Source organism: Pseudoalteromonas sp. Of11M-6 (assembly GCF_022347905.1).
In the GTDB taxonomy this organism is placed as follows: domain Bacteria; phylum Pseudomonadota; class Gammaproteobacteria; order Enterobacterales; family Alteromonadaceae; genus Pseudoalteromonas.
Genome location: NZ_JAKRFW010000062.1, coordinates 1 through 26,104, shown reverse-complemented (window position 1 = coordinate 26,104; position 26,104 = coordinate 1). Strand labels below are relative to the sequence as shown.

Below are 26,104 nucleotides of genomic sequence, written 5' to 3'. Positions count from 1 at the left end.
CTACTGCGTTAAATTTGCTTGCAATAGGCCAGCTATTGACGCACAAATTTGCCTTGTATTAAGAAATAACTTCTGGCTAGAGTGATATTACGCTTTTGAACTTAGTGGTTTTAGTGGTTTAACTTACTTCTTATCCCGAATTCAGGTTAACTAGCACGCTTTTTATTGGACTTTTTTTCGCCACAAGGTAAACTTTTATCCGATTTAACTCAAAAATAACAGGAAGCATTATTTGAGCAAAGAATGCTCGTATGACTTGTGTTGTTTTACTGCTTAATAAATCGTTAAATATTTAATTAAGCTTTGAAAAATAGCTAACACAGTTAAAATGCTGCTGAGAATGGAACTTCAAGGACAAATAATGAAAAAAGTAACGCTTATCGCGCTTTCTCTCGCCTCACTCACTGCTTGTAAAAGTAATGATATCAACCGTGTCGTGAATGACGGTGTAGACGGTGCTATTAATGGTATTTTTGGCAGTTCAGGTACCGTTGTTTCAGCAACCGGTAGTGGCTCTAGTAACGATTACTCAGTCGAAAAAGAAGACATATGGCCTCATCAAGCAACGAAAACGGCTCGAGACTATGGCTCATTGGCGTTTGTAAAAACGGCAAAAAACCCAAGTGGTAAAACTAGACTTAAGTTTAATGAATGCAAACATCCGCGAATTGGCAAAATAAGGTGCGAAGGCTATCTATACGAAGTTTCACCAGAGGGCTGGTTGGTCAAAGGCGATACTATTCACTTTGGCACACGCCATTACGCTGACATTGTTATTCCAGCCGGCCAATACTATATAAAGATAAAAGGTGAAGATGTGGGTAAAAAAGTCTATGCGACCGGAACCATAGAAATAGTGCCCTTTGTAACTAACTACATCAATGTAACCGTCCAATAAAAAATCACAAAAAGTACCTAGCTTTTGCAAAGTCACTAGGTACTTTTTACCAGAGCAATTTCCTCTTTAATCAAGCAACCTAAAACAACACTTCTTATCCTTTTTATTTCATCAATAGTGCGCAAAAGTTCCCAATAAAGAAACAGTCAGTAACCCCACCAGCATTTAAATTTACTTTAAATTACAAAATGATGATTACTTCCTCTAGCGTGTGAGCTTTTCTTACGTTTTTCTCAGGCCCCAAAGAATTTAGATTTATTCAATAATAATAATTAGTTAGATAAAAATAACAAAAAACAAAATCGCTCCCTAAATTCCCTGCGAAAACATAAGGTTATAATTTTGTTTATTTTTTGTTATTTATTTATTTGAAATTCTTTATTACCTTAGAGTTTGTGCTCAAAGTAATAGCACTAATAATCAGCCGCACTCATTCGCTCTTTTATCTCATGTACTGAGTAGTTGCGTTTTAGTGGGAAGGAATCTTCAAAATAATTATGGAGTTAACATGCAAGGGTTAAAGTCTCTGTGCGTTTTAGCATCTGCGATAAGTATGTATTGTCACGGCGCTGAACGCGTCTCTTTATTCAATGACACGCAGAAAATTGCGTCTACTTTACAACAAAAACAATCCACATTTGGTGATGATTCTAATCAAAACTATCTACTCGCGCTTAAAACATTTGCTGCGCAATACACAGGTCACACACTTACATTTCATCAAAGCCAAGTAGATCAAACTAGGCAAAGCCATACCATAACTCAAAAATACCAAAATATACCTATCTGGAATCACGACCTTGTTGTGCTTACGGACGAAAATGGCGTAGTTGAGCAAGTTTATGGCGATCTCATTGTAGACGTTGCTAAAGATTTACCTGCACTAACTCCAGCGTCTGATGACCAACTTAACGCAGCATTAGATTCAATCATCTCGCAATTTGCCAGTGAACGCCCTAGAGTTTTTCGACGTAAATCAACAGAAGAAGTTATTTATATAGATGATCGGGGTAAAGCTCGACATGCAGCTAAACTTACCTTTTTCACCGATTTTAACTCTGCTCCTTTTAAGCCTCAAAGGATCATCTCCTTTGTCGATTTAACAACAAACGAGCTTATCAGCCAATCCGATGTATTGCAGCGGGTTGTGTATGAAGGTGGAAGCGGTCCATCTGGCAATGACAAGATTGCACGTCCAGATTACCAACAAGCTGATTATGTTTCCTACCCACCAAAGACCTTTGTCGTCGCAATGGAAACCGATGCTCAGCAAACTAGCTGCTTATTTGATGCAAAGAACGTTGAGACCAGAAACTACAATCACGGCACAGCGCAAGTTAATACGCCTTATAGCTATAACTGCTCAGATTCAACTCGTAATGATTATAAAGAATATCACGGAGCTCGCTCTGCTTTGAATGATGCCCATCATCACGGACAAACAACGAGTTTAATGTTCGAAGCATATCTGGGACATAAGCCCTACTATAATAAAAAGATAATTCAGAATGTCCATTATGGTCTGAATATGGATCAGGCATTTTATGAAAACGGCGAGGTCTATTTTGGTGATGGGGACTACCTCTTTTACCCTATGGTTTCCTTAGATGTTGTCGCCCATGAAATCGCCCATGGTTTTACTGAGGAGTATGGCTCAAGTACACCAAAGTCAATGTTGACAGGTCAAGCTCGTGCTATCAACGAAGCGTTTTCCGATATGGCTGGTGAGGCAGCTGAATTTTTTTACTCTGGATCGAATGACTGGAAAAGCAATCACGAAACATTCCGCCTAGATGATGCTCTACGTTATTTTGAAACTCCGACGCTAGATGGAAACTCAATCGATCATGTTGATGACTATGACGACTCAGTCACTTCCCACCATGGCGCTGGGGTGTTTAACAAAGCTTTTTACTATCTTACTACTGCTGACTTAGATAGTGACCCCTCTCCTTGGAATACAAAATACTCCTTCATTCTATTTGCTAACGCAAATAAAAATTGCTGGACCAGCAATAGTACTTATCTTACTGGTGCAGATTGTGTAATGCGACAAACCCACACAGTGACTGATCAGCTGACTCAAGATGGGGTTACAAAGCAAGATGGTAGTAACTGGCAAGCCACTGAATTACAAAACCACGTACGTAAGGCATTTGCACAAGTCGGTATAAGTTTAAAGGTAGACCGTGGACTTGAGAGCGAACTTGGTTTTGATCGCCAATTCTTAGCTTTTGACTTTAAAAACTTAACCCGTAGTGATGGCCAGCAAGTCTCGGCGAGTAATAGTGAAGGCTGGCAATGGCAGTGGAACTTTGGTGATGGAAGTGCACAAAACAGCGCCTTTGAGCCCAAACATAATTTCACTACCGCAGGCAAATACAACGTTGAGCTGACCGCCATCGCACCTTCTGGCCAGTCCGATACATTTGTACTACCCATTGAAGTATTTGATGACTATTGTCCGGCACAAGGCATCAATCACAGTAAATATTACCTATCATCAGTTTCGTTAAATAGTTACAAAAATGATTCCACCTCAAGCAATTACAGTGATTACTCATATGACGTCGTCGAAGTAAAAGACGGTAAAGCACTCAATGTAACGCTGACCGCAGCGCCACACCCTGATACTCAAGACAAAACAAAGAATTTTTATGTCTGGTTAGATAAAGACAACGATGGCTTATTCCATAAGACTGAGGAACTTGTACTCTTTGGAAGCAGTAAGACGCAATTGGCTGGCGACATCTCATTGAGTGGTGAGTTAAATCAAAGCTATCGCCTTCGTACTATGGTGTCATTTGGTTTAGTGAAGTCTGCATGCGGAGATATGTCCTGGGGCGAAGTCGAAGACTACACAGTTAAACTCACTGAAAACAATGACCCTGTTGATTTGAGAATCACCGCCAACCAAGGTGTTAATCAAATGAGTTTTGATAACAACACGGTTGATGCACGTGTTAAACGTTGGAAATGGGAATTTGGAGATGGCTCAACCAGTAGTAAAAAATCGCCTACTCATCAATATGCGCAAGCTGGAAGCTATACGGTCGAGCTAAAAGCATATGACAGATTCAACAAAGTCATAGGAAATTGGAACAAACAGGTTCAGTTTAACACAACTATCACCGCAAGATTCACACCTCGTAAATCCGGTAGCACTGTTTATGTAGACACAAACCAAAGTGTTATCCCTCAAGGTAGCACCATACAGTGGCAATTTGGTGATGGTGCCACGTCCTCGGTAAGAGACACTCAGCACACCTACCAAGCCGATGGTGAATACACTATTACACTCACAGTTAACCATGTTGATGGTACACAATCGGCCAGTGAAACGGTAAAAATTGGCGAGACAAGCTTTATTCCTGAAGTGAGCTACACGGTAGCCGAGCAAGCAGACGGTACGTTTAAGGTCAGCTTTAATAACACCACCGCAAAACCTGACAATGCCGCTTGGAATCCTAATGTCACTTTAGTATGGGATTTCGGAGACGGATCAACGCACAATCAGAATGATAGTTTCGGCCAAGATACAGTTCATACCTATCAAGCAGCTGGAACCTATACCGCAAGCTTGACTATCAGTTATGACAAACCTTGGTGGCATGATCGAGGAGAACGAGTCACTGGTACCAAGAATATGGTGTTAGAACTAAAGGCCACTCAGCCCGTTGAATACTGCACAGCTGTAGGTATCACTGATTATGAACACATCAGCAGTGTGACTTTCAATCAAGATGGTCCGTTTAGCAATGCGCAGCAGTCTGGTGTTGTTAATCCTAACAATCCAATCAAACTCTATGCCACACAGAATAATACCTATCGTATTGAAGCTGGCTATGCTGGCACAGAAACATTCGCTGAAAATTATCATATTTGGATTGATTTAAACAATGATGGTCAATTTGGTGATGGTGACTGGAGAAACAACAAATCAGAACTTTTAGTAATGGACTTCGACCAAACTAACCAAGACTACGGCAAAGGTTATGTTGAAGGTGAATTTAGCATTCCAAGTAATAAGTTGTCACAACCTGTCACGACGACTCGTATGAGAATTTTGCAGTATTACGGATTTAGCAGAGTAAACAGTATCGATCCTTGCTCTGACTATAGCAGTGCCGCAACCTCGGGGAGCGGAGAAATTGAAGACTACCTTGTAGAAATCTATAAGAATTAAGGAAAATAACATGAAAAAACTAAACAAAAAGGTGCTCATGCCGCTTGCAATCGCGTTAGCAGTCAGTAACGCAGTAGCTGCTAGCAACAGTGTTGATCAACAAGCCACCTCTGCATCGAAGCAAAAGTCTGAACCAGCAGCGATACAAGGCACCGCGGTAACTCAACCGGATCAATTCGGGATCCGTAAACTCGATATGTCCAACCCGCAGCACTATCAATTAGCAAAGTCTCGATTAATGAAGGCAAATCGTATTGAGAGTGAATTCCCACAGCTACACAAAACACTAGACGTAGCAAAAGGACAGCACTTATCAGCAAAAATGAACATCACAACGCCCGCAGTACCACCTGTTAGCGAAACGGATGTGGATATCATTAAAGAAGCGCATTTCTTCTTAGATATGAACCTAGCCATTTCATCAGATACTAATGAACCATACCTGATTGTACGTGCGAAAAGCTCTCGTTTTGGCGGCACAAAAGCGACCTACATCGACTTATTATTAGAAGATGCAAACGGAAATCAGCTTGCGCCTTTAGGTTCTACATTTAATGTATTAGATGGTAAAGACACGCTTGCAACTTCGACTATTTCACTAAAGTCATTGAAAGCAAACTTTCCCGACCTAGATACCATTTACGCCAGTTCATACGTTGAACTTGAGCAAGAAGATGGCACTATCAGCACGACGATGAAGTACACTGAATACCCATTCTCATGGGAACACTTTGAAGCGCTGTATGGCTCTACTTCACCAGTTGCAAAAGGTGAGGCTTCTGCACTTAGCTTAGGGATCAGCTCATCATTGGATACACGTCCGAAATACAATGCGACTGCGCCTATCGATAAGAACAACGACGCTGTTATTAAGATCTGTTTAAACCGTAGTCACGCTGACTGTGACTACGCAGCAGATCAATACCGTGAACCGAATGAAATTACCGATGTAAATATTCCATTCAATGGCGAATTACGCGTTCCTCACGAGATCACTGAAATCTATCCAACTGTGGGCGATTTACCAAACGGTATAGATGAACCAACGAATATCTATCTACAAGAAGGTATCTATGGCGGCGCGACAAAGCAAAGCTACAAAGGACTCGAAAACGCCGTTAAGCAATTTTCAGATTACTTGGAGTTTGAAGTTGATACAGTAAACCAAGAGTCGATTATTCGCTGGAATATTCCACGTTCAGAAGGGCGTTTTGGTAATGCTAAACTGTTCTCTAATATCGCTGAAGCAAACTGGTATATGACCTTTGCTGTGAAAGGTTATCCGTACTTTAAGAAAGGACGTGGTGGCGCCGTTGCATTCCAGGTTTCACTAACCTCAGAAACATCAACACGTTTTGGTAACTTCTATAGTGAAGTATTGCCTATGATGAAGCTAGGGTACAGCTGTCTAGCAACGGGCACAATGATCACCATGGCCGATGGAAAACAACTTGCTATTGAAGACATTGCGAAAGGCGATTTGGTATTAGGTGCACTTGCTTCGAACACCCAAGTTAAAGAACCAATGCAAGTTATTGATGTGTCGGTTGGGATTGAAGCTATCAAGATGTATCGCGTAAAAGGCGCCGATGGCTCTGATATCTTAACTACTGAAACTCACCCAATTTCAACGTCAAATAAAGGAATTATTTGGGCGAAAGAACTAAAAGTTGGTGACCGTATCTTAACTGAGGATGGGTCAGTGCTGGTTACTAGCGTGACCAAAGAGAAGTATCGCGACAAGATTTATAACCTAAAACTTGCTCCAACAGCAGATTCTAAGCTAGCTGAGTCTCGTAATTTTGCCATGTTTGCCAATGGTATGGCGGTAGGCGATCTTGCTACACAAGATGAGTTCAACTACAAAGATCAGGACTTACGCATGTCAGAAGAAGAGATTCTTCAACGTCTTCCTGAAAAGTGGAAAACAGACTACATCAACAGCCTGAACTAATCGCTGCATCTGGCCTCTCCTATTGAGGGGCCATACTTCTCAGTAAGGAATTCAACATGAAATTTATATATTCTCCATTGGCACGTGCCATGGGGGTAGTGGGACTTTTTGCCTGCAGTTTTTCAGCTACTGCGGGTCAAGTTGCTAATCCAGAGTTCACTACCCAAGCAAATAATTCTGATTTAGACTCAGTGACACTCGGTACTGCTTACCATAGCGAAAAAGAAGGCTTTTATGCACTGCAAAGTGTACTTGGTCGAGTTGATGAAACCTATGGTAATACCGAAATGGATTTTGTAGTCGGTGTAGATATGAGCTATAGCCAACTATCTAGCATGCTAGATGGTAACTTAGGCGCTGCACTTGATGTTCCTGTCATAAAAGTTGGGGTTGGCGCAAGCTACGCAAAACAAAACGCCGCAGATAACTACACCGGCACTTACACCCTATTTCTCTCCTTAAAACCAAAAAAACGGCTGTTAGTTGCGGATCCTCAAACCGGGTTTAAACCTACACAAGCTGCGCTTGATTTGGTCAATGCTAACCCTGGAGATAAATTCAATAATATTGGTAATGAGTTTGTATCAGCGATTGAGTACGGCTCTCAAGTTATGATCAATCTCAAGTTTCAATATAAAAATGACGAAGACAAAGTCAAATGGGGTGGTCAGCTTGGTGTAGACTGGGCGGGTAAAGTCAGTGTCAGTGGTAAACTGCAAAAAGTAGACGAAGATGTGAAGCGTAACATCAAAATTACCGTTTCTGCGCTACAACTTGGTGGTGATCCGACTGAACTTTTGAAGGTGATCCCTAATCAACTCGTCAACTGTACGATGGAAAACCCAACACCATGCTTTGATGTATTTAAAAACAGTATCGATTACATCAAAACTAACTACGTAACTCAGTTTGATACCTTAGATAAATACAATGTCGGTCGAGTCTTGACACAAAGTTATACTGACTCAGGGCCAAGCCTATCCCCGTTAGTACCTGATGATGTCTATCCTGCCAAAAGCATCCTAACTAAATTGGCGCTCAAAAACATGAGCGATGATTGGGTGCAAGCAATTCTCGACAATCGTCGTGCCGATAACCTACTCAATTACTATGCCAGTGAGTTGAATAACTCACATCGAACTGCATTAGAAACTATTCGCGATAATGCACTCTTTAACTCATTTATTCTGGCGGACGCCGTTGACTACTGTAAGCGTAATCCAATTGGTAATTACTGCCGCGATAGAGAGTTACAGACTCGTGGCCGCGTTCATCAGTATGACCGTAAATGGCTAGAATTATAAGGAATAAGACTATGTTAAAAGTCATGCTAACCAGCACATTAATTGCCTCCTTTGCTGCCACAATTGCACCATCAGCGCAGGCAAATACGACTTTATTTGAATCTCGAGATGTACTTACGCCACAACAAGCGCTAGGACGCTTTCAATGGTTGGAAAAGTGCTACCCAGGACTATTGGTTGAAGTCTCTGATAATATCTTTGATCCCACTACTCCCATTCCAAATGATGAGAAAATAGCAAATCTTAAAAAAGTAATGCTATACAAAAATAGTACCCTCAGGACTGATGCGAAATACCTTACCTTTGGAGATGAAGACAATGCGAATCCAAAGAATTGGTTTGCGGGTAAATCGCCAACGACATCTTGTTTGCAAATCCCGTCTGATTACCGGATCAGTGCTGTAATGATCACACCTGCAATACCGAATTATTGCACCACGAAGTCTCGTGAACGTGCTTATGAGTTCATCAAATCGGTTAAATTTTCAAATATTGAAAATACCAGTAGCAACACCTTTTACAGTAACTATGTCGGCGATACCGCGAAAATATATGCAGATAAAAGCTACCAGTTAACGTTAACCCCAGGATTTAGTAGTGCAGAAACATACCCAGAGACTTGGCATGTGTTTATTGACTGGAACCAAGATGGTGATTTTAACGATACAAAAGAAACCTTATTTGCTGGTGTTTCTGAGCAAGCAGTTCAGGTAGAAATTACACCGCCAACGGGCGCCAAAAAGGGCATGACGAAAATGCGCGTCACTATGGATTACTTGGGTGGCAGCAATGACGCATGTAAAGAAGTAGACTCCGGAGAGGTAGAAGATTACCTCCTTTACGTGAAGTAATAGGTGGCAACATGAACTTATACAAACAGACTATCGCGGCACTTATTGCCGGCACTACACCTTTCGCATTCGCAGATTCCAATTTTGTGAAAGAAGCGGAATTAATGCAAAAAGCACAGAATGTAAATACTTTTCAGAGCGAAATCCCTGGATTGATGAACGATCACATTGTACTAGGTACGGCTTATAACAGTGACCAAAAGCGCTTTTTGAATGTTCAAACTGTCGCAGGGGAAACTGTTGAAACTCTCGGCAATACCCGTGTGCAATTTGAACTAGTAAACAATGGCAGCTATGACGAAGTGCTCCGTCAACTCAATGGTAATGTTGATGTTGATGTTGGCTTTCCAGTCATTCGTGTGAAAGCTGGCGGTCACTTAGCCAAAGAGATGTCTTCGACTGAATTTTCTAATACTTATACTTTCCAAGCATCATTAACACCGAAAAAACGTGTACTTATGCCAGCGGATGCCAACATTGGTTACACCTTGACTCCGTCAGGTAATACGCTAGCAAATGAGTACCAAAGTAAGCTAATGAGCATGGCTGGCGATGGATTTATCAGTGAGATTGAATACGGTGCACAGCTACTCATTAACATGAAAATTGAATACTTAAGTGAGCAGCACAAAAGTGAGATTGGTGGTTACTTAGGGGTAAGTTACGGTGCTGGTAATATTGGTATTAGCGTCGATGGTAAGCTTAATTATATCGACGAAGACCTTAAGAAAAGTGTGCGCATTACCGTCAGAGCCTTACAAAAAGGCGGTGATCCTAAACAGCTTCTCAGCATAATCCCTAACAATATTATCACTTGTTCGCTCGATAACTACGAGCCTTGCTTTACTTTATTTGAGCAAGCAGTGAACTATGCGAAGAACGATTTTGGTAATCAGTTTAATGCATTATCTGATTACAACGTAGTGCGTTACAAGGCTACGCCTTACGAGATCAGCTCACAAGATGTACGTCGTTTAGATTCAGGTAATAAAGATATTCGCTTTGAAACCACTTACCGTACTTTATGGCTTGAAGATCAATTCAAAAAGTCGGTTAATCATGAACACCGTGCGCGTGGTGTACTTGCGCAATACGCTAGTTGGATGACGGATGTACAACGTCAAAAAGCAGAAGGTGTACAGGAAGCCGCTTACAACAATGCATGGATTTATGAGCAATATGCTCGAGTTTGTCGCGATAATCCTTATGGTACAGCTTGTACAGATGCGTGGAACGATTACCTAAATACCTGTAGTGGTAGTGGCGTCGGCTGCATACAAAACTACACGCTTGCCGATCTGAATATACCAGCTGATAACATGACGCAATACTTCAAATGTGAAAATGCCCGAGAAGCAACAGCAAACTTTGGGGTTGAAGAAAATCATGTATCACTTGGGTTTAGACAGTTGGGCTGGGCGCCTTCTTTTGTTGATGCAAATGACCCTGCTGCGGGCGTGATGGTTTGGCTACCATGTAAATCAGCCCTGCCAACTTATGGAACCGCTTTTGAAAATTAGTGTGTCGTAAAAACACTAAGACTCAATTAGTCCAATTGAGGCGTGGCAAGTAATAAACAGTAGAATATTGAATTATTACTTCCACGTCTTTTCCACAGTAAACCATCTACAGGAATTTATGTATGCACTTAAGAACCATATTAATAGTGCTCTGTGGCCTGTTAAGCTTCTATACAAATGCACATACCTATTACTCTTTAAATACTGAGCATGAACAACTCGGACAGGGATTTGAACAGGAATTAGGCATACCGCTTGAATCGTGCCTCGATGGTCAGTGGCAATTTCAAGGTGGTAGCATGGGCGACTTGGCTTATCGTGGCGATTTTGACTCCGACACCATGATCAATACCATTACAGGTAGTGTAAAGGCTGGTATCAACTTAGTTATTTTTGGTGGCTCAGCCAAGTTTTCCATGCGCAGGAAAGTAACCAAAAATAGAAATTCAGCTGCCTCAGCGGTCGAGTTAACCTATGAAAAAGGAAGTTATAACTTTGAAAATCGAACCACCAAACCCGCTTTTGTCGAGCTGCTCAGTACAGATCCAACTCAGGTAAGAAACCGCTGTGGTGATAGCTTTATTCACAATATCAAACTTGGTTCTCGTATCTATATTACCGCAAAGCTCCATTTTAAAGATCGCACAAAATACGAATGGTTTCAGACCAAAATCAAAGTGAAGTTTCTATTTTTCAGTAAAACTTTTACTAAAACCAAAGTATTTCAAGAGGCAACCAAAGATGCCGTCTATACGATTCAGGTGAATACCGATGGAGGTATGACGCCGGAACTCGCTAGACTCAGTAAAAATGGCACCATGCACTGCAAAACAGATAACCTAACTCCCTGTATTACATATGCCGACAATCTATTTAGCTACTTACTAGACGGTGGTGATTATGTCGACGACCTTAAAGACGAACATTTAAACGTTTTAAAGTACGAAGTCGAAAGCTATGAGGATTCTGGCCATTATGATCTCGCCTATGCTGGTCAAACAGCAATACCTAACCGCTATATTGCACTGTCCGCCAGACTCAGAAGTTATCAAGATTTAGTGTATGACGAAATAGAAAGGTTGAGTGCATTTAAAGCTGTGTCTGAAGACCCGCTTGAAATCGAACAGCTTACAGCTCGTATTACAGCTCGCAATTCTCAGCGCATTGGGCTCGAGCAAGCTGGCGAATACTGTGCGACTCTGCCTGGCACGACTCTATGCGAGAACCGTATTGAATCGGCAATCGCAAACGTTGATTAAACAACACGCTTATTCCGTTATTCACTCGTCCTTATTATTTTGTTCTCCAACCAATGAGGCTATATAGCCTCGCTTCTCGTTTTAATTATCAATGAGTTATAATGGCCCTAGCAAAATGTACTGCTTCCTTTTAGTCTATTGATTTTTCGTTTTTAAAGTCCATATCTAGAGCACAGAGCTATACCATTGCTAGAAACCATGTGTAACTATTGGAAACTAGTATCTAAATAAAGTACACTTCTGCGCTTTCTGACTATTCAATAAAACAAGATATCAAGATGATCAAAAGCGCTATATACAAAGGAATCGTAACTTCATTGCTTGCATCAACTTTAGTCGCATGTGGCGGTGGAAGTGGCAGCGACAGCAATGATACTGGAAGTGACAAACCAATCACACCTACTAACAAAGCCCCAGTAATTGCAAGCATGGCACCAATTACAGCAATGGAAAGAGACTCAATCACAGCCGTTGCGACCGTAACAGATGAAGATGGTGCGATTGAAACTTTGCTGTGGGAGCAAACTGCAGGAACAACAGTCGAGCTGATCAACGATAATAACGAAACGCTCGAATTTCGTGCACCTGACATCAATGAAGCGACCACGTTAACTTTTAAGTTAACTGCGACAGACGATAAAGGAAGCGCAAGCTCACAAGAATTAACTGTCAACCTAAATGCTTACGCTCCACTTTCAAGCTTAACGATTTCAGACGCAGCGCTAGCGCAATGTTTATCAGATACACATCAAGACGTAGGTATTTCAGTTGTTGACTGTACAGACTACCCAATTGCAACATTAGCAGGGCTCTCTGGTATTAGTGGTTTATCTACGGTATCTATTAAAAACGCAGAATTGGATAATCTCGAAGAATTAGCTCAAATTTCTACGCTCACCGCGTTAAAGCTCGATAACGCGTTTGCCGCAGCCCAGAACAGCTCAAATAATGATGCACATTTAGAACAAATTAGTAAGCTCAATACACTTGAGTCGTTGTCTATTGTTGAAGCCCAAGAAAGTAATAATTATAGTAAGCGCCTAGATTTTTCTTTGTTAGATTTATCAGGCTTTGCACAGCTTCATACGCTTGAAATAGACAACGAAAGTAACCAATATGAAACTATAAAGCTTAGTCAACTTCCAAGTGATAAGCTCACTCGTTTGGCTTTACGTACTCTAAACATTGATGATAAAAATACTCTAAAACGCTTTAGTAACTTGCAAAGTTTATCTTTGACATATATATACGATCTGGACTCACTGTCATTTTTAAACTCTATACCTAACCTCACAGCATTAACACTTGATAATATTGAAGCCGCTGACTCAACGGCAATAGAAACTAAAACAAATCTGACAACACTCGTACTCAACAGAACGCAGATTGAAGATTTCTCATTCTTAGAAAAGTTTAGTGAGTTGGAAAAACTAGGCCTTAGTCGTTATTATAGTGATGCTGAGTTTGATATCGCGGATATCAGTGGTAATACGAAGCTGACCTCTTTGTCATTGAACAATTTAAGCGTTGATAACGCCGGCGAGCTATCAACTTTTACGGAACTTCAATCCTTGTCTTTGGAGAGGTTAAACCTTTCTTCTCTTAGCTTTTTACAAGCGATGCAGAAGTTAACATCATTGAAGCTCGATCAGTTACGTAACGTTAATGATCTAGGCTGGCTAAGTTTCACACCAAGCCTAACCGAATTGTACATTCATGAATTGGATAGTAGCGCGGATTTTAGCGCATTATCTGAGCTTGAAAATATGCGCAACCTCACCGTCTACAGCGATTACTCAAACTTTGCACTAGATACGTTAAGTAAAATGCAAGCATTAGAAACACTTAACCTAGAAGTTAGTTTATTTGAGGCTTCAAATGAGGCAACGTTACCGAACTTAAAGACATTAAACGTAAAAAGTAACCGATATTCAAACATGGTCAACTTGGCTAACTTTCCTGCGCTCGAATCAGCTGAGTTATTAAAAGAATACCATTATAGTAATGAAACAAAAATCACAACTCTTGACTCTTTAGGTATAAACACGAGCCTGAAATCGTTAAAGCTCGGCGGCTTTACAGAACTAGAAGATATCACCCATGTATCTCAATTTGAAAACTTAGAAACTCTCTTTATTGACTATTCTCAGGCGACTGATATCTCAGAGGTAGCATCATTAAATAAACTTAAGTCATTGACATTAGGCAACTTTTCCGAGTTTTTTAGAGCTGACATGCTTGCCAGTTTAAACACTCTGGAAAGACTTGAAATAAAAAGTAGTGCCATTTATTGTAATGATCAGGAGCTATTAAAATCTCTCGATGGTGTAACAACAAATCTTTCTAACTCTAACTGTATTATGAAGCCGGTCGATTTGAGCTTAATTACAGATGCGGCACTTAAACAGTGTATTGTAGATCAGAGGTATCAAGATGCTGTCCGTAATACCTCACTCTCTTGCGATGGCTCAGCAATTGAATCATTAAATGGAATTACACAGTTTGAAGCAATTAAGGCTTTAACACTAAGTGGCTCAGTTGACAGTTCGTTGTTACGTGATCCTAGCTTAGCTCAGCTCCACACCTTACAGAGTCTAGATATCTATAGCCTCACGGGTGAACTAACGGCTAAAGCTACACTGCCTCAATCATTGACCTCCTTTGAGTTAAATACAAATAGCCAAACCGTATATGACTTCGCGCTTTTTGGCTTGCCTACTACCTTAACTTATTTGGACTTGGATAATACCAAGCTGACAAACTATGGTTCACTTAAAGATTACACCGAACTTACCCGCTTAAAGTTGAACTATACCAACATTTCAGATCTGTCGCCGCTATTCAATTTGACCAATCTGAAGTATTTAAGTATATATGGAAACCCAAATATCGACTGTGCTCAAGTAAGCAAACTAAAAGAGTCTTTGCCCAATATTTGGATATCTCAAATAACTGCAATTAGCTGCTAGGGCGTTAAGCAATTCAAATAAGCACAGTCTCATTGCGAGGCTGTGTTTCATTTCCACAATAGCCTTCTGTAAATTGTTATTTCAACCCGCTATACTAGCGCAAAAATTTTTTAAGCAAATTTATGGCGCTCAAATCCACCATCATTAAAGCCCAACTATCACTCAGTGATATGGACAGACATGTTTACCAAGACTTTAATTTAACGCTAGCTCAACACCCTTCTGAAAACGAACAACGGTTAATGATCCGTTTACTTGCCTATGCACTGAATGCGTGTGAGGGACTTGAGTTTACTAAAGGCTTATGCGCTGATGATGAACCTGAACTATGGGTTAAGAATTACAGCGAAGAGATTGAGCTTTGGATTGAATTAGGACTGCCTGATGAAAAACGCCTTAAAAAAGCGTGCAATAAATCAAAGCAAGTGGTCCTCTATACCTATGGTGAAAATAATCAAGCTATTTGGTGGCAAAAACATCAGCCGAAATTATACGACTTTAAAAACCTGAGTATTTTCAGCTTGGATTATAGTGCGACTCAGGCTTTAGCTCAGTTAGCAGATCGTAGTATCAAGCTCACTATTACCATTCAAGATGGCGAAGTATGGGTAAGCTCTGATAGTGCTAATATTGAAATCAAACCACAACAGCTGATGTAACATTTTGCTCAGTGTTAGATGATGTAACTCATTGAACACTTGATCTCACTGGCAGCGATATCTGCCAGTGATTTATTAGAGGTGCTTTACATTAAAGCTTACGCCACACTGAGTCAGTGCCAGGTTGCTGACCGCGCGTCCACCAGCGCGCCTGATATACAACGCCTTGATAACTCACTTTGTCGCCGCCAGTGTATGCCTTATTAGCACTCCATGGGTTACTGCCATCAGACTTATCTACCAGCTCCCACGCATCACTTTGATCGGGCTTTTGGCCTTTTACCCACCATTTAGCGCGATAGCTTTTGCCCTGATACACTGCGGTATCGCCAGCGGTATAAACTTGATCGGCACGCCATGTGTCACCACTTGGTGGTGCGGTTTGGTCAGTCACTGTGATGGTAAAGCTAACAGTTTTTTCAAACGTGCCATCAGAGACGGTTACTTGCCCTTGATAGTCGGTATTTTGCTGAACCTCAGGCGCAGCCAACGTGATAGTTGCACCGCTACCGCTATAACTCAGTGGCGCAGGGATCTGCCATGCAAAGGTGAGTGGATCTTTGTCATCATCAAACGCATGAACATGAAGTGATGTGCTTGAGACTTCTTTTAGCGTGATATCGGCGGGGGTATGAACCACAGGGGCACGGTTTTGTGGCTTAGCTAAAATTGAAAGGTTAAAAGTGTACTGGGGAAAACTTACAAACAGCTGATTAGCAGCGAGTTGCGCAGCATCAAATACAATATTGCCGTCACTTTGTTGTACGCCAATTTGCAGCGTATTCGCATGATTATTATTTAGTGTGCTAGCAAATTTCGCAGTCCAATGAGTGATATTGCTTTGTGTTATCGACAGTTTTTCTTGTACCAATTCTTGGCCATCACCATCAAACACACGTAGCCATACCGTATCGCCTACACTGGCTTGTTGGCCAGGTTTAATTAAAAATCCAGCAGGCGTCCAACTTACCGGCTCAGTCGGTGTAGTATCACGCACTATAGTGACGTCGCTACAATTGTAAAAGCCTTCACCTACAACATCATCACGCTGCCAACGCGTATACAAGATAGCATCTCCGCTAAATTTACTCGGCACCGCGACCTGCATTTCATAATAGCGTTTACCATCTGGCGCAACGAAAAAGTCAACATTGCCATACTCTTGCACTAGCTCTAAATCTTGCCACGCTAGGGGCGTTGACTGAATATCCGCCTCCGGTTTGGTGAGATAAAACTGCCAAAAGCTAGGGTTGTGAGGCGTTGTTGCACGAAACCTCACTTTAATTTGGTTTTGAGAATTTGGCGTTATCGCGGTCCTTTGCCACTCACTCGACGCGATATTCATGCCCGCTTTATTTCTATCGCCACCCGCACAAAGTTGTCCGTCAGGAACAGCAGCCTGTACAGCTTGCAAATTAAAATAATCGGGAACATTCGCTGCAAACTCATGCTTTTGAACAAACTGCACATGTTCAGACGCTAGGTAAGCTGCTCGACATGCCGCGTTCGGGATATTGCTTCCATCTTTTGGCCACCAAAATCCCCCCTGTTCTTCACAAATTGCTTGTCTTGCCTTTGGACTATCCATATAACCATGTGCAAATGCGTTCGATGCTGCCATACCAAGTGCCATGCCAATACTGACTGTTAACATTGAGTTTTTCATTTTCTTCTACTCGTTTTAGAGAAGTAGCCGCCGCCACTTCGATTAAGATTAGAATGAGCGAGAGTCTATCGATGCTTGCCACACGAAATTCAACCTTGTTCTGTGCACCTAGGTTTCGCACGTTGATAAACACAACTTATCTTGTTCGCGCTACTGTGTTTCGACAGTAAAAAACAACGCTGTCATTTTTTAACAACTGATAAGTTCTTGCACGTCCATGGCATGCTCGCCTTCATTTTTTGTAATAGAAAAGTATCCAAGTTAATTTTATTGTAAGAATCAACTCGAATTCGAGGCATTTTACTCAAGCACAAATCAATAACAATAGCTGAGATTATTAATTACATTCAGTACTTTATGGTTAAGTTAAAAATACCTTTACACCATAATTTTGGCCTAAACACCTGTTTACTTTGACTATTACAATAACCAAAACAATTGAAATACTCTATTCCCTAATAATTAACAATCAGAAGGCGCTACTATGTGTAAAGTTTTATCTACATTGGGTACTAGATTACATTTAATAAAAACACTTTATTCTTATCAAAAAATTAAAAACAACCCTTTTTAAGCAGTCAATTTTTCTACTAGAGCCTTATAATTTGGCTATACTTTGACTTTGCTGCTCACTTGGAAATGATTTTGCGGACGCTATTTACGTTACTATTGCTCATTGTGGTGTTTATCACAGGGTTTATTATGGGTGTGTACACTCTACCGATAATGACGCAACCTCCGGCGGCTAGCCACACAGAAATACTGGCGATCAGTAAAGCCGCAACATACAAAGGCCAATTCAAGAAGGAGCTTAAAGATTCAGACGCATTACACTACGCCACTGGTGAAATTTATTTTACGGATAATCATATTGCATTTGTGGGGGAGATAGCCCCAGGGCCTGATTATCGGCTTTACCTCGCCAAAACATTTATTGAAACAGAAGCCGACTTTAAAGCGCAAAAGCACACCATGGTGGAAATTGCCAACATTAACCAATTTTCGCAGTTCGTGCAGCGTAAATATCGCCAAGTCGATCTGGCCCAGTTTCAGAGCGCTATTATTTGGTGTGAACATTTTGAGCAGTTTATATCGGCAGCGCCATTACAACGCGTTGGTAGCGAGTAGGACTGAAGGAACTGTTTTACGCAACGATCTCACCGGAAGATAATCCACTCAGCTAGGCTAGTAACCTCTCGCCGGGTAAATCGTCTCCCACAGCGCATTCTACACGTTAGAGTAGGAGCTGCTTTACGCAGCGATCTTGTGTTTCTTATTCAGCCAAAATCCTATTAGCTAAGCTAGTAACTGCTCGGCGGATAAGCCTCCTCCCACAGGGCACTCTACACTTTGGAGTAGGAGCTGCTTTACGCAGCGATCTTGTGTTTCTTATTCAACCAAAATCCTATTAGCTAAGCTAGTAACTGCTCGGCGGATAAGCCTCCTCCCACAGTGCACTCTACACGTTAGAGTAGGAGCTGCTTTACGCAGCGATGAATCTTCGAAATCTAAGCAAAAAAAGCCACACTGCTAGAGTGTGGCTTGGGAGCATTGCATGGGTGTATTGTTGCAATGATTCTTTCCAGTAATGCGAGTAATTAAGCAGCTTGCTCGTCGTCTTGCCCTAACCGAATTAGATAATCAAAAGCGCCTAAGCTTGCTGTCGCTCCTCCACCCATCGCAATAATAATTTGCTTAAACGGTGTGGTGGTTGCATCGCCTGCGGCGTAAACGCCAGCTAGACTTGTCGCACCTTTGCTGTCAATTTCGATTTCACCAAAGCGGCTAAGTGCAACTTCACTCGACTTTAACCATTCAGTATTTGGTACAAGTCCAATTTGTACAAAAATGCCAGCCAGTACCAACGAATGAGCGTCACCGCTGACCCTGTCTATGTAATTAAGACCCGTTACTTTACTACCATCTCCAACTACTTCTGTGGTTTGTGCGTTTTTAATAATGGTAACGTTAGCAAGACTTTTCGCCTTTTTGATCAGCACTTCGTCAGCTCTAAGCGTATCGGCAAATTCTAATACCGTGACGTGTTCAACAATATTTGCCAAGTCGATAGCTGCTTCAATACCCGAGTTACCGCCACCAATAACCGCGACAGGTTTCCCCTTAAATAACGGACCATCGCAATGTGGACAATATGCTACGCCTCTACCCTTGTACTCGGTTTCGCCGGGTACATTCATGCTTCTCCATCGTGCACCTGTAGCCAATACTAAAGATTTGGCCCTTAATACCGCACCGCTTTCAAGCGTGATATCAATGGTTTCGCCTTTGTTAATTGCCGCTGCACGCTGGTTCTTCATCACATCAACGCCATACTGGTTAACATGCTCTTCTAACTGTGCAACCAGCTTAGGGCCTTCAGTCTTTTGCACTGAAATAAAGTTCTCAATACCCAAAGTATCGGCAACTTGGCCGCCAAAACGCTCCGCAACTACCCCTGTATTTAACCCTTTACGAGCAGCATAGATTGCAGCTGAAGCACCAGCAGGGCCGCCACCTACAACGAGCACATCAAACACGTCTTTCTCGTTAAGTAAGGCCGCTTGTTTTTCACCAGCTTTACTATCAAGTTTTAATAAAATATCGCTTAAGCTCACTGCGCCTTGGCTAAATTGCTCACCATTTAAGTACACGGTTGGCACGGCCATGATGTTGCGTGACTCCACTTCTTCTTGGAACAAAGCACCATCAATCATGGTGGTGGTAATATTTGGGTTAACAGCCGCCATGAGATTCAAAGCCTGCACTACTTGCGGACAAGTTTGGCAACTCAGTGAGATGTAAACCTCAAAGTTCAATGCGTTATCTATATTTGTGATCAGTTCGAGATCGTCTGCCGATGCTTTAGTTGCATGACCGCCTGAATGCAATAATGCAAGTACCAAACTGGTAAACTCATGTCCCATAGGAACACCAGCAAACGTAATTTCGCTCTTTGCTTCAACACCACGCACCACCATTTGTGGGATACGTTCACCTTCAATTGATTCAGATAAAGTAATTTTGTCGCTCAATGACGCTAAGTCTTGTGCTAACCCTTTTAGCTCTTGCGATTTTTTACTGTCATCAACGGTAATGACGAGTTCAATCGGACGTTGTAGAGAGCTAAAATGGCTTTGTAGTTGAGTTTTAATTTGGTTGTCTAACATATAAGGTAACCCTCTGCAGAAACTACAGTAAAAATTCGCAAAAACGATGAATTTGATTCATCTAGATGGTTGAGATGGGAGTGCATGCTGCACTCCCCTGACAAATTAGATTTTGCCAACTAGGTCTAGTGAAGGCGCTAGTGTTTCTTCACCTGGCTGCCAAGAAGCTGGACAGACTTCACCATCGTGAGATGCGATGTATTGAGCAGCTTGTACTTTACGTACTAGCTCTTTAGCACTGCGACCAATACCTAGGTCATGCGTTTCGATAACTTTGATTTCGCCCTCTGGGTTGATAACAAAAGTACCGCGAAGTGCCAGACCTTCTTCTTCGATCATCACACCGAAGTTACGAGTAATACGGCCTGTCGGGTCACCAATCATTGGGAATTGGATTTTCTTAATAGTGTCTGACGCATCGTGCCATGCTTTATGCGTGAAGTGCGTGTCTGTCGATACAGAGTAAACTTCTACACCCATTTCTTGTAGCTGTGCGTAGTAGTCAGCTAAGTCACCAAGCTCCGTTGGACATACAAATGTGAAATCCGCAGGGTAAAAGAATACGATTGACCATTTACCTAGTAGGTCTTGCTCAGAAACTTCTACGAAGTCGCCACCATGGTATGCAGTTGCGTTGAATGGTTGAATTTTAGTATTGATTAATGAAGTGCTCATCGCTTTCCTCACTGTTGTTTAGTTTAAATAATGTTGGCGATTACTGTTCGCCTTGGCTTGAGTACAAAGATAAGGGGAAGTGCTGATTAAATAAAATGGATTGTTTGAATCACTGTAATCGGAAAAACTGATAGCTCTCTTATAAGTGATCAACTAATTCAGCATAAGAGTATAAAAATAAGATAATTACGGTATGATCCCAGCAATTAACTACAGCAGAGCGTGACTATGCACCCGTACTTCAATCATATTCAACTTGGTTACTTTGGCTTTATTCCCTTTTTGGCTTGTATCGCGTGGACGCTAATGACAGGTGCATCGAGTGACGTGCTTCATGCTTTTCAGTTTTACAGTCTGGGGATTCTAGCTTTTATGGCCGGAAGTTTATGGCGTGCAGGAGAGCAAACCTACAAACAAGCGATACTGGCCGTGATTGTCGTGATCCCTTACCCCCTACTTAGTATTGCAGCACCACAATGGTTGCTTCTCTATCTCGCTATCGCATATTGGCTCGTATATTTTATAGAGCGCAGTTCATCCCGCTGGAGTGACTATCATAAAGACTATCAAAAAATGCGAACGGTGCTGACTTCTCTCGTTTTTGTTAGTCATCTATTTATGATTGCTCAAGCACTTGAGTTAAGCGCATAAGTGGCTTGCTTCTGAAGCTCAATTAACTATAACTAAAGATAACTGAAGCACCAGAAGCCAAAGTATTTTGATCAAACGCGCGTTACCACCCTTAGTTATATGGATAGCCATCATCTTTTTTGGTGGCTACATGTACTATATTGGTCACTACGAATACGAGAGCTACGAAGAGTTGTTCTGGTTCGGCATTTCTTTCACTTTGTTCAATTTGATCACCAGAGAAATCGCAAATTCGTTCTTACGCATTGCCCTACTTGTGTATTGTGCGGGCCTACTCCTTGATATTATTGATAATTTCACCGACGGTTTTTCCATTCCCTTACTTAACTTTGACACTTCTTTGAAAAATATCGGCTTTTTACTCATCAGCTTTGGTTTTTACTGCATGATCACCAATAAAAGAGCCAGCATTACAGAGCTAAAAAAAGAAGTAGAGAGAAGAAGATTGTTAGAAGAGCGGATGCGGTATGAAGCTGACCATGATGCGATGACAGGCGTGGGTAGTCGTCGCGCATGTTTTGAAGGCTTGCAAACACACCGCTTTGATGATCAATGGCTACTCTACCTCGATTTAGATAATTTTAAGCAAGTGAATGACAACTATGGCCATCATATTGGCGACGAGGTTTTGATTAAGTTTACGCAGAATATGAAAGATTACTTTGGCTTAGATTACAGCTTTCGTATCGGGGGAGACGAATTTATTGCCTATATTAATGCAGTGCTTCCGGATACAGACGAAGTAAGAGCGGCATTATTAAAGGGATTACACGATTACAAAATTAACGTCAGTATTGGAATGGTCAAAGTTGACCCAGCTAAACAAGCTGATCTTATCATCCACGAAGCCGATGAGCATATGTATGGCGATAAGCGCGGTAAATCACTCAGATCTAGTGCTCGAGGATAACACTTAGCACTGTTTTATTGGTTAAATTTCAATGACGCTCAGCGCACCAAAATCCAATTACAATTCTACGCTAACTTCTCTAAATTTATAGCTTTTTTAAAAGCTAAAGAAGTAGCACTATTTTCCAATGATTGCTAAGCTTGCGTTAATATCAAGTTACAAGGGAAAATAACGTGTTTGCAAAACTATTTACAAACAATGAAACCCAACAAGCCTTATTAGCCGCGCAACAAGAGATTGCCAGTTTAAAACATGCGAATGCGCAATTAGTTGCTGAAAATGAGTCGTTAAAACAAGAAGTTGTAAGCTCACAAGCTGCGCTCAATGATAATACTGACAATCAACTACTGCAGTGTGCATTGACTGGGTTAAGCCAAGTGCAAGGGATCCGCGAAACCGTTCTTGCGAGCTTTATGAGTATTGAAGAAGAAAGCCATTCAATTGAGCAAGTAAACTCCGCCTTTTCTAAATCTGAAACCGCATTGCGTAAAATACTCACGGGAATGGAGCAGCTCGGCGGTAATATGGACAGAATGACCACCAATATTTCTGGCCTATCGCAGATGGCAGATAGTATTAATACCTTTGTTACGACGATTTCAAAAATTTCAGATCAAACGAATCTGTTAGCGCTTAATGCTGCTATTGAAGCAGCCCGAGCGGGTGAAGCTGGCCGTGGCTTTTCGGTTGTCGCCGATGAGGTACGCGCACTGGCAACCAATACCAATGAATCCGCTAACGAAGTCTCCGATTTAGTCAAAAAAATCATCGATACAACTCACACAACCGTGAGTGCTGTAGAAGAAATTCAAGCGTCTAATATCACGCTATCTGACAGTATTGGACACTTAAACGATGAATACGAAGGGATTGTAAGTTGTTGTGATTCAATGAAAGACACCATTTTGGTTTCTACTACTCAAACCTTTATCCAGACCGTAAAGCTTGATCATGTCGTTTGGAAAGGAGACGTATACAACGTTATTATTGGCAATAGCCATAAAAATATCAGCGACTTTGCCGATCATACGATGTGCCGCTTAGGCAAGTGGTTTAGTGGCGATGGCGCCCAAAAGTTTGGCGGTCACAACGCGTTTAAACGCCTAGAAGCTCCGCATAAAGAAGTCCATAGAGCTGGTGTAGAAGCAATGAAAAAGTTTAAAGCAGGCGATTCTCAAGGCGCAGTAAAACAGCTTAACCAAATGGAACATGCCAGCGTTGAAGTAATGGACTTACTCGATCAACTAGGGCATTGATAAGAAGCACTACAGAGCTTCTCAATTTACCCGCTTAACACGTAGACTGGCAGTCACCGATTGAAGCGGGTAACTTTTCATGTAATCCTGAGTTGGTATGCATTATTCAAACACACAACTCTCCTCAATTAATGCAAGTAACGCTTCTTCAAACGTTTCATACTCATCAATTATTTCCCAAGTAACTCTATCTATGACAGCATAGAGTCAGGTGTTCAAATTGAAAACTACACGACTCATGTTTTCATCAGCATATGCAATAAATTGCTTCAGGGAGTACTCTTCATAAAATGATTCATTGGCTTCAATTATACCTGGTAGATAAATTGGACTTTCGATGGTGTTTGCACCATACACGTTTAAACCATTTACAGAAAAACCATTTGAAATTTTTAATAATTCTATAAACTGGTCTGATATTTTCCTCTTAAACAATCTTAATGAGTTTTCTTGCAGCTTTATAAGTTGTTTCTCAGTTGCAGGAGGAAGTAAAAAACCTTCTTGGTATTTCGATTCTTCTATTTTGTTTTTCTGTTCGATCAAATTGATTAGTACGCTCATCATCATCTCACTTAGGATAAACCAAACCTTCGGGAATTGGCCAATCGACGTTTATTGTTTCATAGTGCGTCATTTTTAAAACGAAAGCAGCAAAAGAAATTTGGTGAGAAGTGTAGGCTAGGAAGATGATTGAACCTAGCCTTGCAACACCTATGTATTTAAAGGACTTAAAAAAGTGCTATTGGTTATGGGGTAATTGGTTAGATAGCGCAACGATATCGGCCATAACACGCTTCTCTCCAAGGTCTGCTAAGAAAGCTAAATGTTCCGTGGCTTTTACCTTTTGAAGATTCTCAAGCTTAGGTTCGCCACCAAGGGCAAGAGCTGGCACAAAGCCATAGATTTCTCCATTTTCTAGAGGACCTAACTTCTCCAAAGCTCGTTCAAATAAAAGCCTATCATCAAGGTCTTTCTCATCAACAAGGTCCTTTGACATCGTAGCAAAAAATAACTCTATACATCGTTCAGAGCCAAACTTATTAAGGTCTTCAGTTTTGTTGGTAGGTAAAATCATTGCATAACCTGGGTTGATTTTAATACTTTGACCCGATGTTTCACCCCAAATAAACATTCGACCAAAAGCTCCAATTGCGATTACGTGGTACTTATCAACCCCTCGTAATTGTCTCTCTTCGAACTCAGTACCGCGCAACCAATACGCTAAAGCTTCTTCATACTCTTTTGGATTTACGGTCCAGAATATGCCTTTCCCCCAACTGGAAAAGCCATACTCTAGCCAGTAGTCGAGTAATTTTTTGGGTAATTTATCATGATAAAAGTCCAAAACCTCCTGTGAGGTTTCAATTGAGTGGGTAGCCGGCCCAAAACCTTTATAGTTATAAAAATTGTCAAAAAACTTATTCATTATTTACACCTATGTAGGTTCATATTTAACTTTGTATCGGGACCAAGTGTAGAGAGTGCCTTTTTTGCCTCAATATCCATTATTTCAACTCGACTCGATGTAGTCTTCATACCGTTGTCGTCAAAGCCGTTATTATTCCATTGCGCGCCAATAGATTGGTTCACACTTGCATCCCCTAATTCAACGACCTCATCTAATCCGCCCGCTATCATATCAGGGTTATGTAGCGCATGAAGGGTTTTCATATCTTTACTCGCGAGCTGCTTGGCTTGCTTGATGGCTTCATCTCCAAAATACTCACCGCTATTAATAAGCTTTTCCTCGTACTTTAAAATAAGTTCGTTCTTAAAGTCTTCTCTTGCTTTCTTTTGTGCTTTCCCAGTTCCTTTTCGTCCAATCTTTTTAAAAGCGTCGCGATTATCAAGGTATTCTTTTACTGTCATGTTATTAAGCCCTTTCATTTGGCCTTCTAACTGTCGGTCGTATTCTTGTACAGTGCCTTTATCGTTCTTCTTAAAGCAAGCTACTTTATGTTGCGGCATACGTTTTATTGCAGTCCCCGGCAGCTCATTCCCTTTTGGTGGTTCCAATTCATCGGCTTTGGCTTTGGTGGGCTTATCGGTAACGCCTCGAATTGGTGATTGGCCTTGATATTCATCCAGTGCTTTATTAACTCGCTGTCCGATTTCTTGGGCGGCTTGTTGCATATGCTGGTCGATTTTTGGGGTGACCTCGTCTAGGCGTTTAACCGTG

General features: G+C 41.4%; 19 protein-coding genes. 13 read left to right on the top strand and 6 right to left on the bottom strand.

Annotated features, from left to right (window positions below; all coding sequences use genetic code 11):
- Nucleotides 1-361: 361 nt before the first annotated feature.
- The 9 genes from MHN32_RS21070 (at nucleotide 362) to MHN32_RS21030 (ending at nucleotide 15,600) form a co-directional block, all read left to right on the top strand.
- On the top strand, nucleotides 362-898 hold the full coding sequence (locus tag MHN32_RS21070) for a hypothetical protein (protein ID WP_102058524.1): 537 nt from the start codon (nucleotides 362-364) through the stop codon (nucleotides 896-898).
- Nucleotides 899-1,406: 508 nt separating this feature from the next.
- The gene (locus MHN32_RS21065) at nucleotides 1,407-5,084 is read left to right on the top strand and encodes a PKD domain-containing protein (protein ID WP_239422717.1); all 3,678 of its coding nucleotides are present in this window, start codon (nucleotides 1,407-1,409) and stop codon (nucleotides 5,082-5,084) included.
- 10 nt (nucleotides 5,085-5,094) lie between these two features.
- A complete protein-coding gene (locus MHN32_RS21060; protein WP_239422716.1) occupies nucleotides 5,095-7,038 on the top strand; it encodes a Hint domain-containing protein in 1,944 nt (647 codons plus the stop codon).
- Between the two features lie 56 nt (nucleotides 7,039-7,094).
- Nucleotides 7,095-8,342, top strand: a complete 1,248-nt coding sequence (locus MHN32_RS21055) for a hypothetical protein (protein ID WP_010607428.1) — start codon at nucleotides 7,095-7,097, stop codon at nucleotides 8,340-8,342.
- Between the two features lie 11 nt (nucleotides 8,343-8,353).
- Nucleotides 8,354-9,193, top strand: coding sequence for a GEVED domain-containing protein (locus MHN32_RS21050; RefSeq protein WP_237117000.1), 840 nt, complete (start codon nucleotides 8,354-8,356; stop codon nucleotides 9,191-9,193).
- An 11-nt stretch (nucleotides 9,194-9,204) separates the two neighbouring features.
- Nucleotides 9,205-10,713, top strand: coding sequence for a hypothetical protein (locus MHN32_RS21045; protein WP_174170648.1), 1,509 nt, complete (start codon nucleotides 9,205-9,207; stop codon nucleotides 10,711-10,713).
- A gap of 122 nt (nucleotides 10,714-10,835) precedes the next feature.
- Nucleotides 10,836-11,972, top strand: coding sequence for a hypothetical protein (locus MHN32_RS21040; protein WP_102058518.1), 1,137 nt, complete (start codon nucleotides 10,836-10,838; stop codon nucleotides 11,970-11,972).
- Nucleotides 11,973-12,250: 278 nt separating this feature from the next.
- Nucleotides 12,251-14,941, top strand: coding sequence for a leucine-rich repeat domain-containing protein (locus MHN32_RS21035; protein WP_239422715.1), 2,691 nt, complete (start codon nucleotides 12,251-12,253; stop codon nucleotides 14,939-14,941).
- 122 nt (nucleotides 14,942-15,063) lie between these two features.
- The gene (locus tag MHN32_RS21030; RefSeq protein ID WP_010607423.1) at nucleotides 15,064-15,600 is read left to right on the top strand and encodes a YaeQ family protein; all 537 of its coding nucleotides are present in this window, start codon (nucleotides 15,064-15,066) and stop codon (nucleotides 15,598-15,600) included.
- Nucleotides 15,601-15,691: 91 nt separating this feature from the next.
- Here MHN32_RS21030 and MHN32_RS21025 read toward each other — a convergent pair whose 3' ends face one another.
- Entirely contained in the window at nucleotides 15,692-17,266 is a 1,575-nt protein-coding gene (locus MHN32_RS21025; protein ID WP_239422714.1) for a lytic polysaccharide monooxygenase, read from the bottom strand.
- A gap of 639 nt (nucleotides 17,267-17,905) precedes the next feature.
- On the opposite strand from MHN32_RS21025, the gene MHN32_RS21020 reads away from it, so the two are divergent.
- Nucleotides 17,906-18,394, top strand: coding sequence for a DM13 domain-containing protein (locus MHN32_RS21020; RefSeq protein ID WP_174170644.1), 489 nt, complete (start codon nucleotides 17,906-17,908; stop codon nucleotides 18,392-18,394).
- A gap of 470 nt (nucleotides 18,395-18,864) precedes the next feature.
- On the opposite strand, the gene ahpF is transcribed toward MHN32_RS21020, so the two are convergent.
- Together ahpF and ahpC are read right to left on the bottom strand one after the other, a co-directional pair.
- A complete protein-coding gene (ahpF, locus tag MHN32_RS21015) occupies nucleotides 18,865-20,433 on the bottom strand; it encodes an alkyl hydroperoxide reductase subunit F (protein ID WP_239422713.1) in 1,569 nt (522 codons plus the stop codon).
- A 105-nt stretch (nucleotides 20,434-20,538) separates the two neighbouring features.
- The gene (gene ahpC, locus MHN32_RS21010) at nucleotides 20,539-21,108 is read right to left on the bottom strand and encodes an alkyl hydroperoxide reductase subunit C (protein WP_010377859.1); all 570 of its coding nucleotides are present in this window, start codon (nucleotides 21,106-21,108) and stop codon (nucleotides 20,539-20,541) included.
- 228 nt (nucleotides 21,109-21,336) lie between these two features.
- On the opposite strand from ahpC, the gene MHN32_RS21005 reads away from it, so the two are divergent.
- The 3 genes from MHN32_RS21005 (at nucleotide 21,337) to MHN32_RS20995 (ending at nucleotide 23,925) form a co-directional block, all read left to right on the top strand.
- A complete protein-coding gene (locus MHN32_RS21005; protein ID WP_174170642.1) occupies nucleotides 21,337-21,759 on the top strand; it encodes a DUF3429 domain-containing protein in 423 nt (140 codons plus the stop codon).
- Nucleotides 21,760-21,889: 130 nt separating this feature from the next.
- Nucleotides 21,890-22,669: a GGDEF domain-containing protein gene (locus MHN32_RS21000; protein WP_010607418.1), complete on the top strand. Its 780-nt coding sequence runs from the start codon at nucleotides 21,890-21,892 to the stop codon at nucleotides 22,667-22,669.
- 173 nt (nucleotides 22,670-22,842) lie between these two features.
- Nucleotides 22,843-23,925 (top strand): methyl-accepting chemotaxis protein, encoded by a 1,083-nt coding sequence (locus MHN32_RS20995; protein ID WP_010607417.1) that lies wholly within the window; start codon nucleotides 22,843-22,845, stop codon nucleotides 23,923-23,925.
- Nucleotides 23,926-24,132: 207 nt separating this feature from the next.
- Here the strand turns inward: MHN32_RS20995 and MHN32_RS20990 are convergent, their stop codons facing one another.
- The 3 genes from MHN32_RS20990 to MHN32_RS20980 form a co-directional block, all read right to left on the bottom strand.
- Complete coding sequence (locus tag MHN32_RS20990; RefSeq protein WP_239422712.1) at nucleotides 24,133-24,486, bottom strand: YrhA family protein; 354 nt, start codon at nucleotides 24,484-24,486, stop codon at nucleotides 24,133-24,135.
- Nucleotides 24,487-24,664: 178 nt separating this feature from the next.
- A complete protein-coding gene (locus tag MHN32_RS20985) occupies nucleotides 24,665-25,351 on the bottom strand; it encodes a GAD-like domain-containing protein (protein ID WP_010377850.1) in 687 nt (228 codons plus the stop codon).
- Nucleotides 25,351-26,104: polymorphic toxin type 15 domain-containing protein (locus tag MHN32_RS20980; protein ID WP_239422711.1), on the bottom strand; the 754-nt coding region annotated here is incomplete at its 5' end. The genes MHN32_RS20980 and MHN32_RS20985, both read right to left, overlap by 1 nt.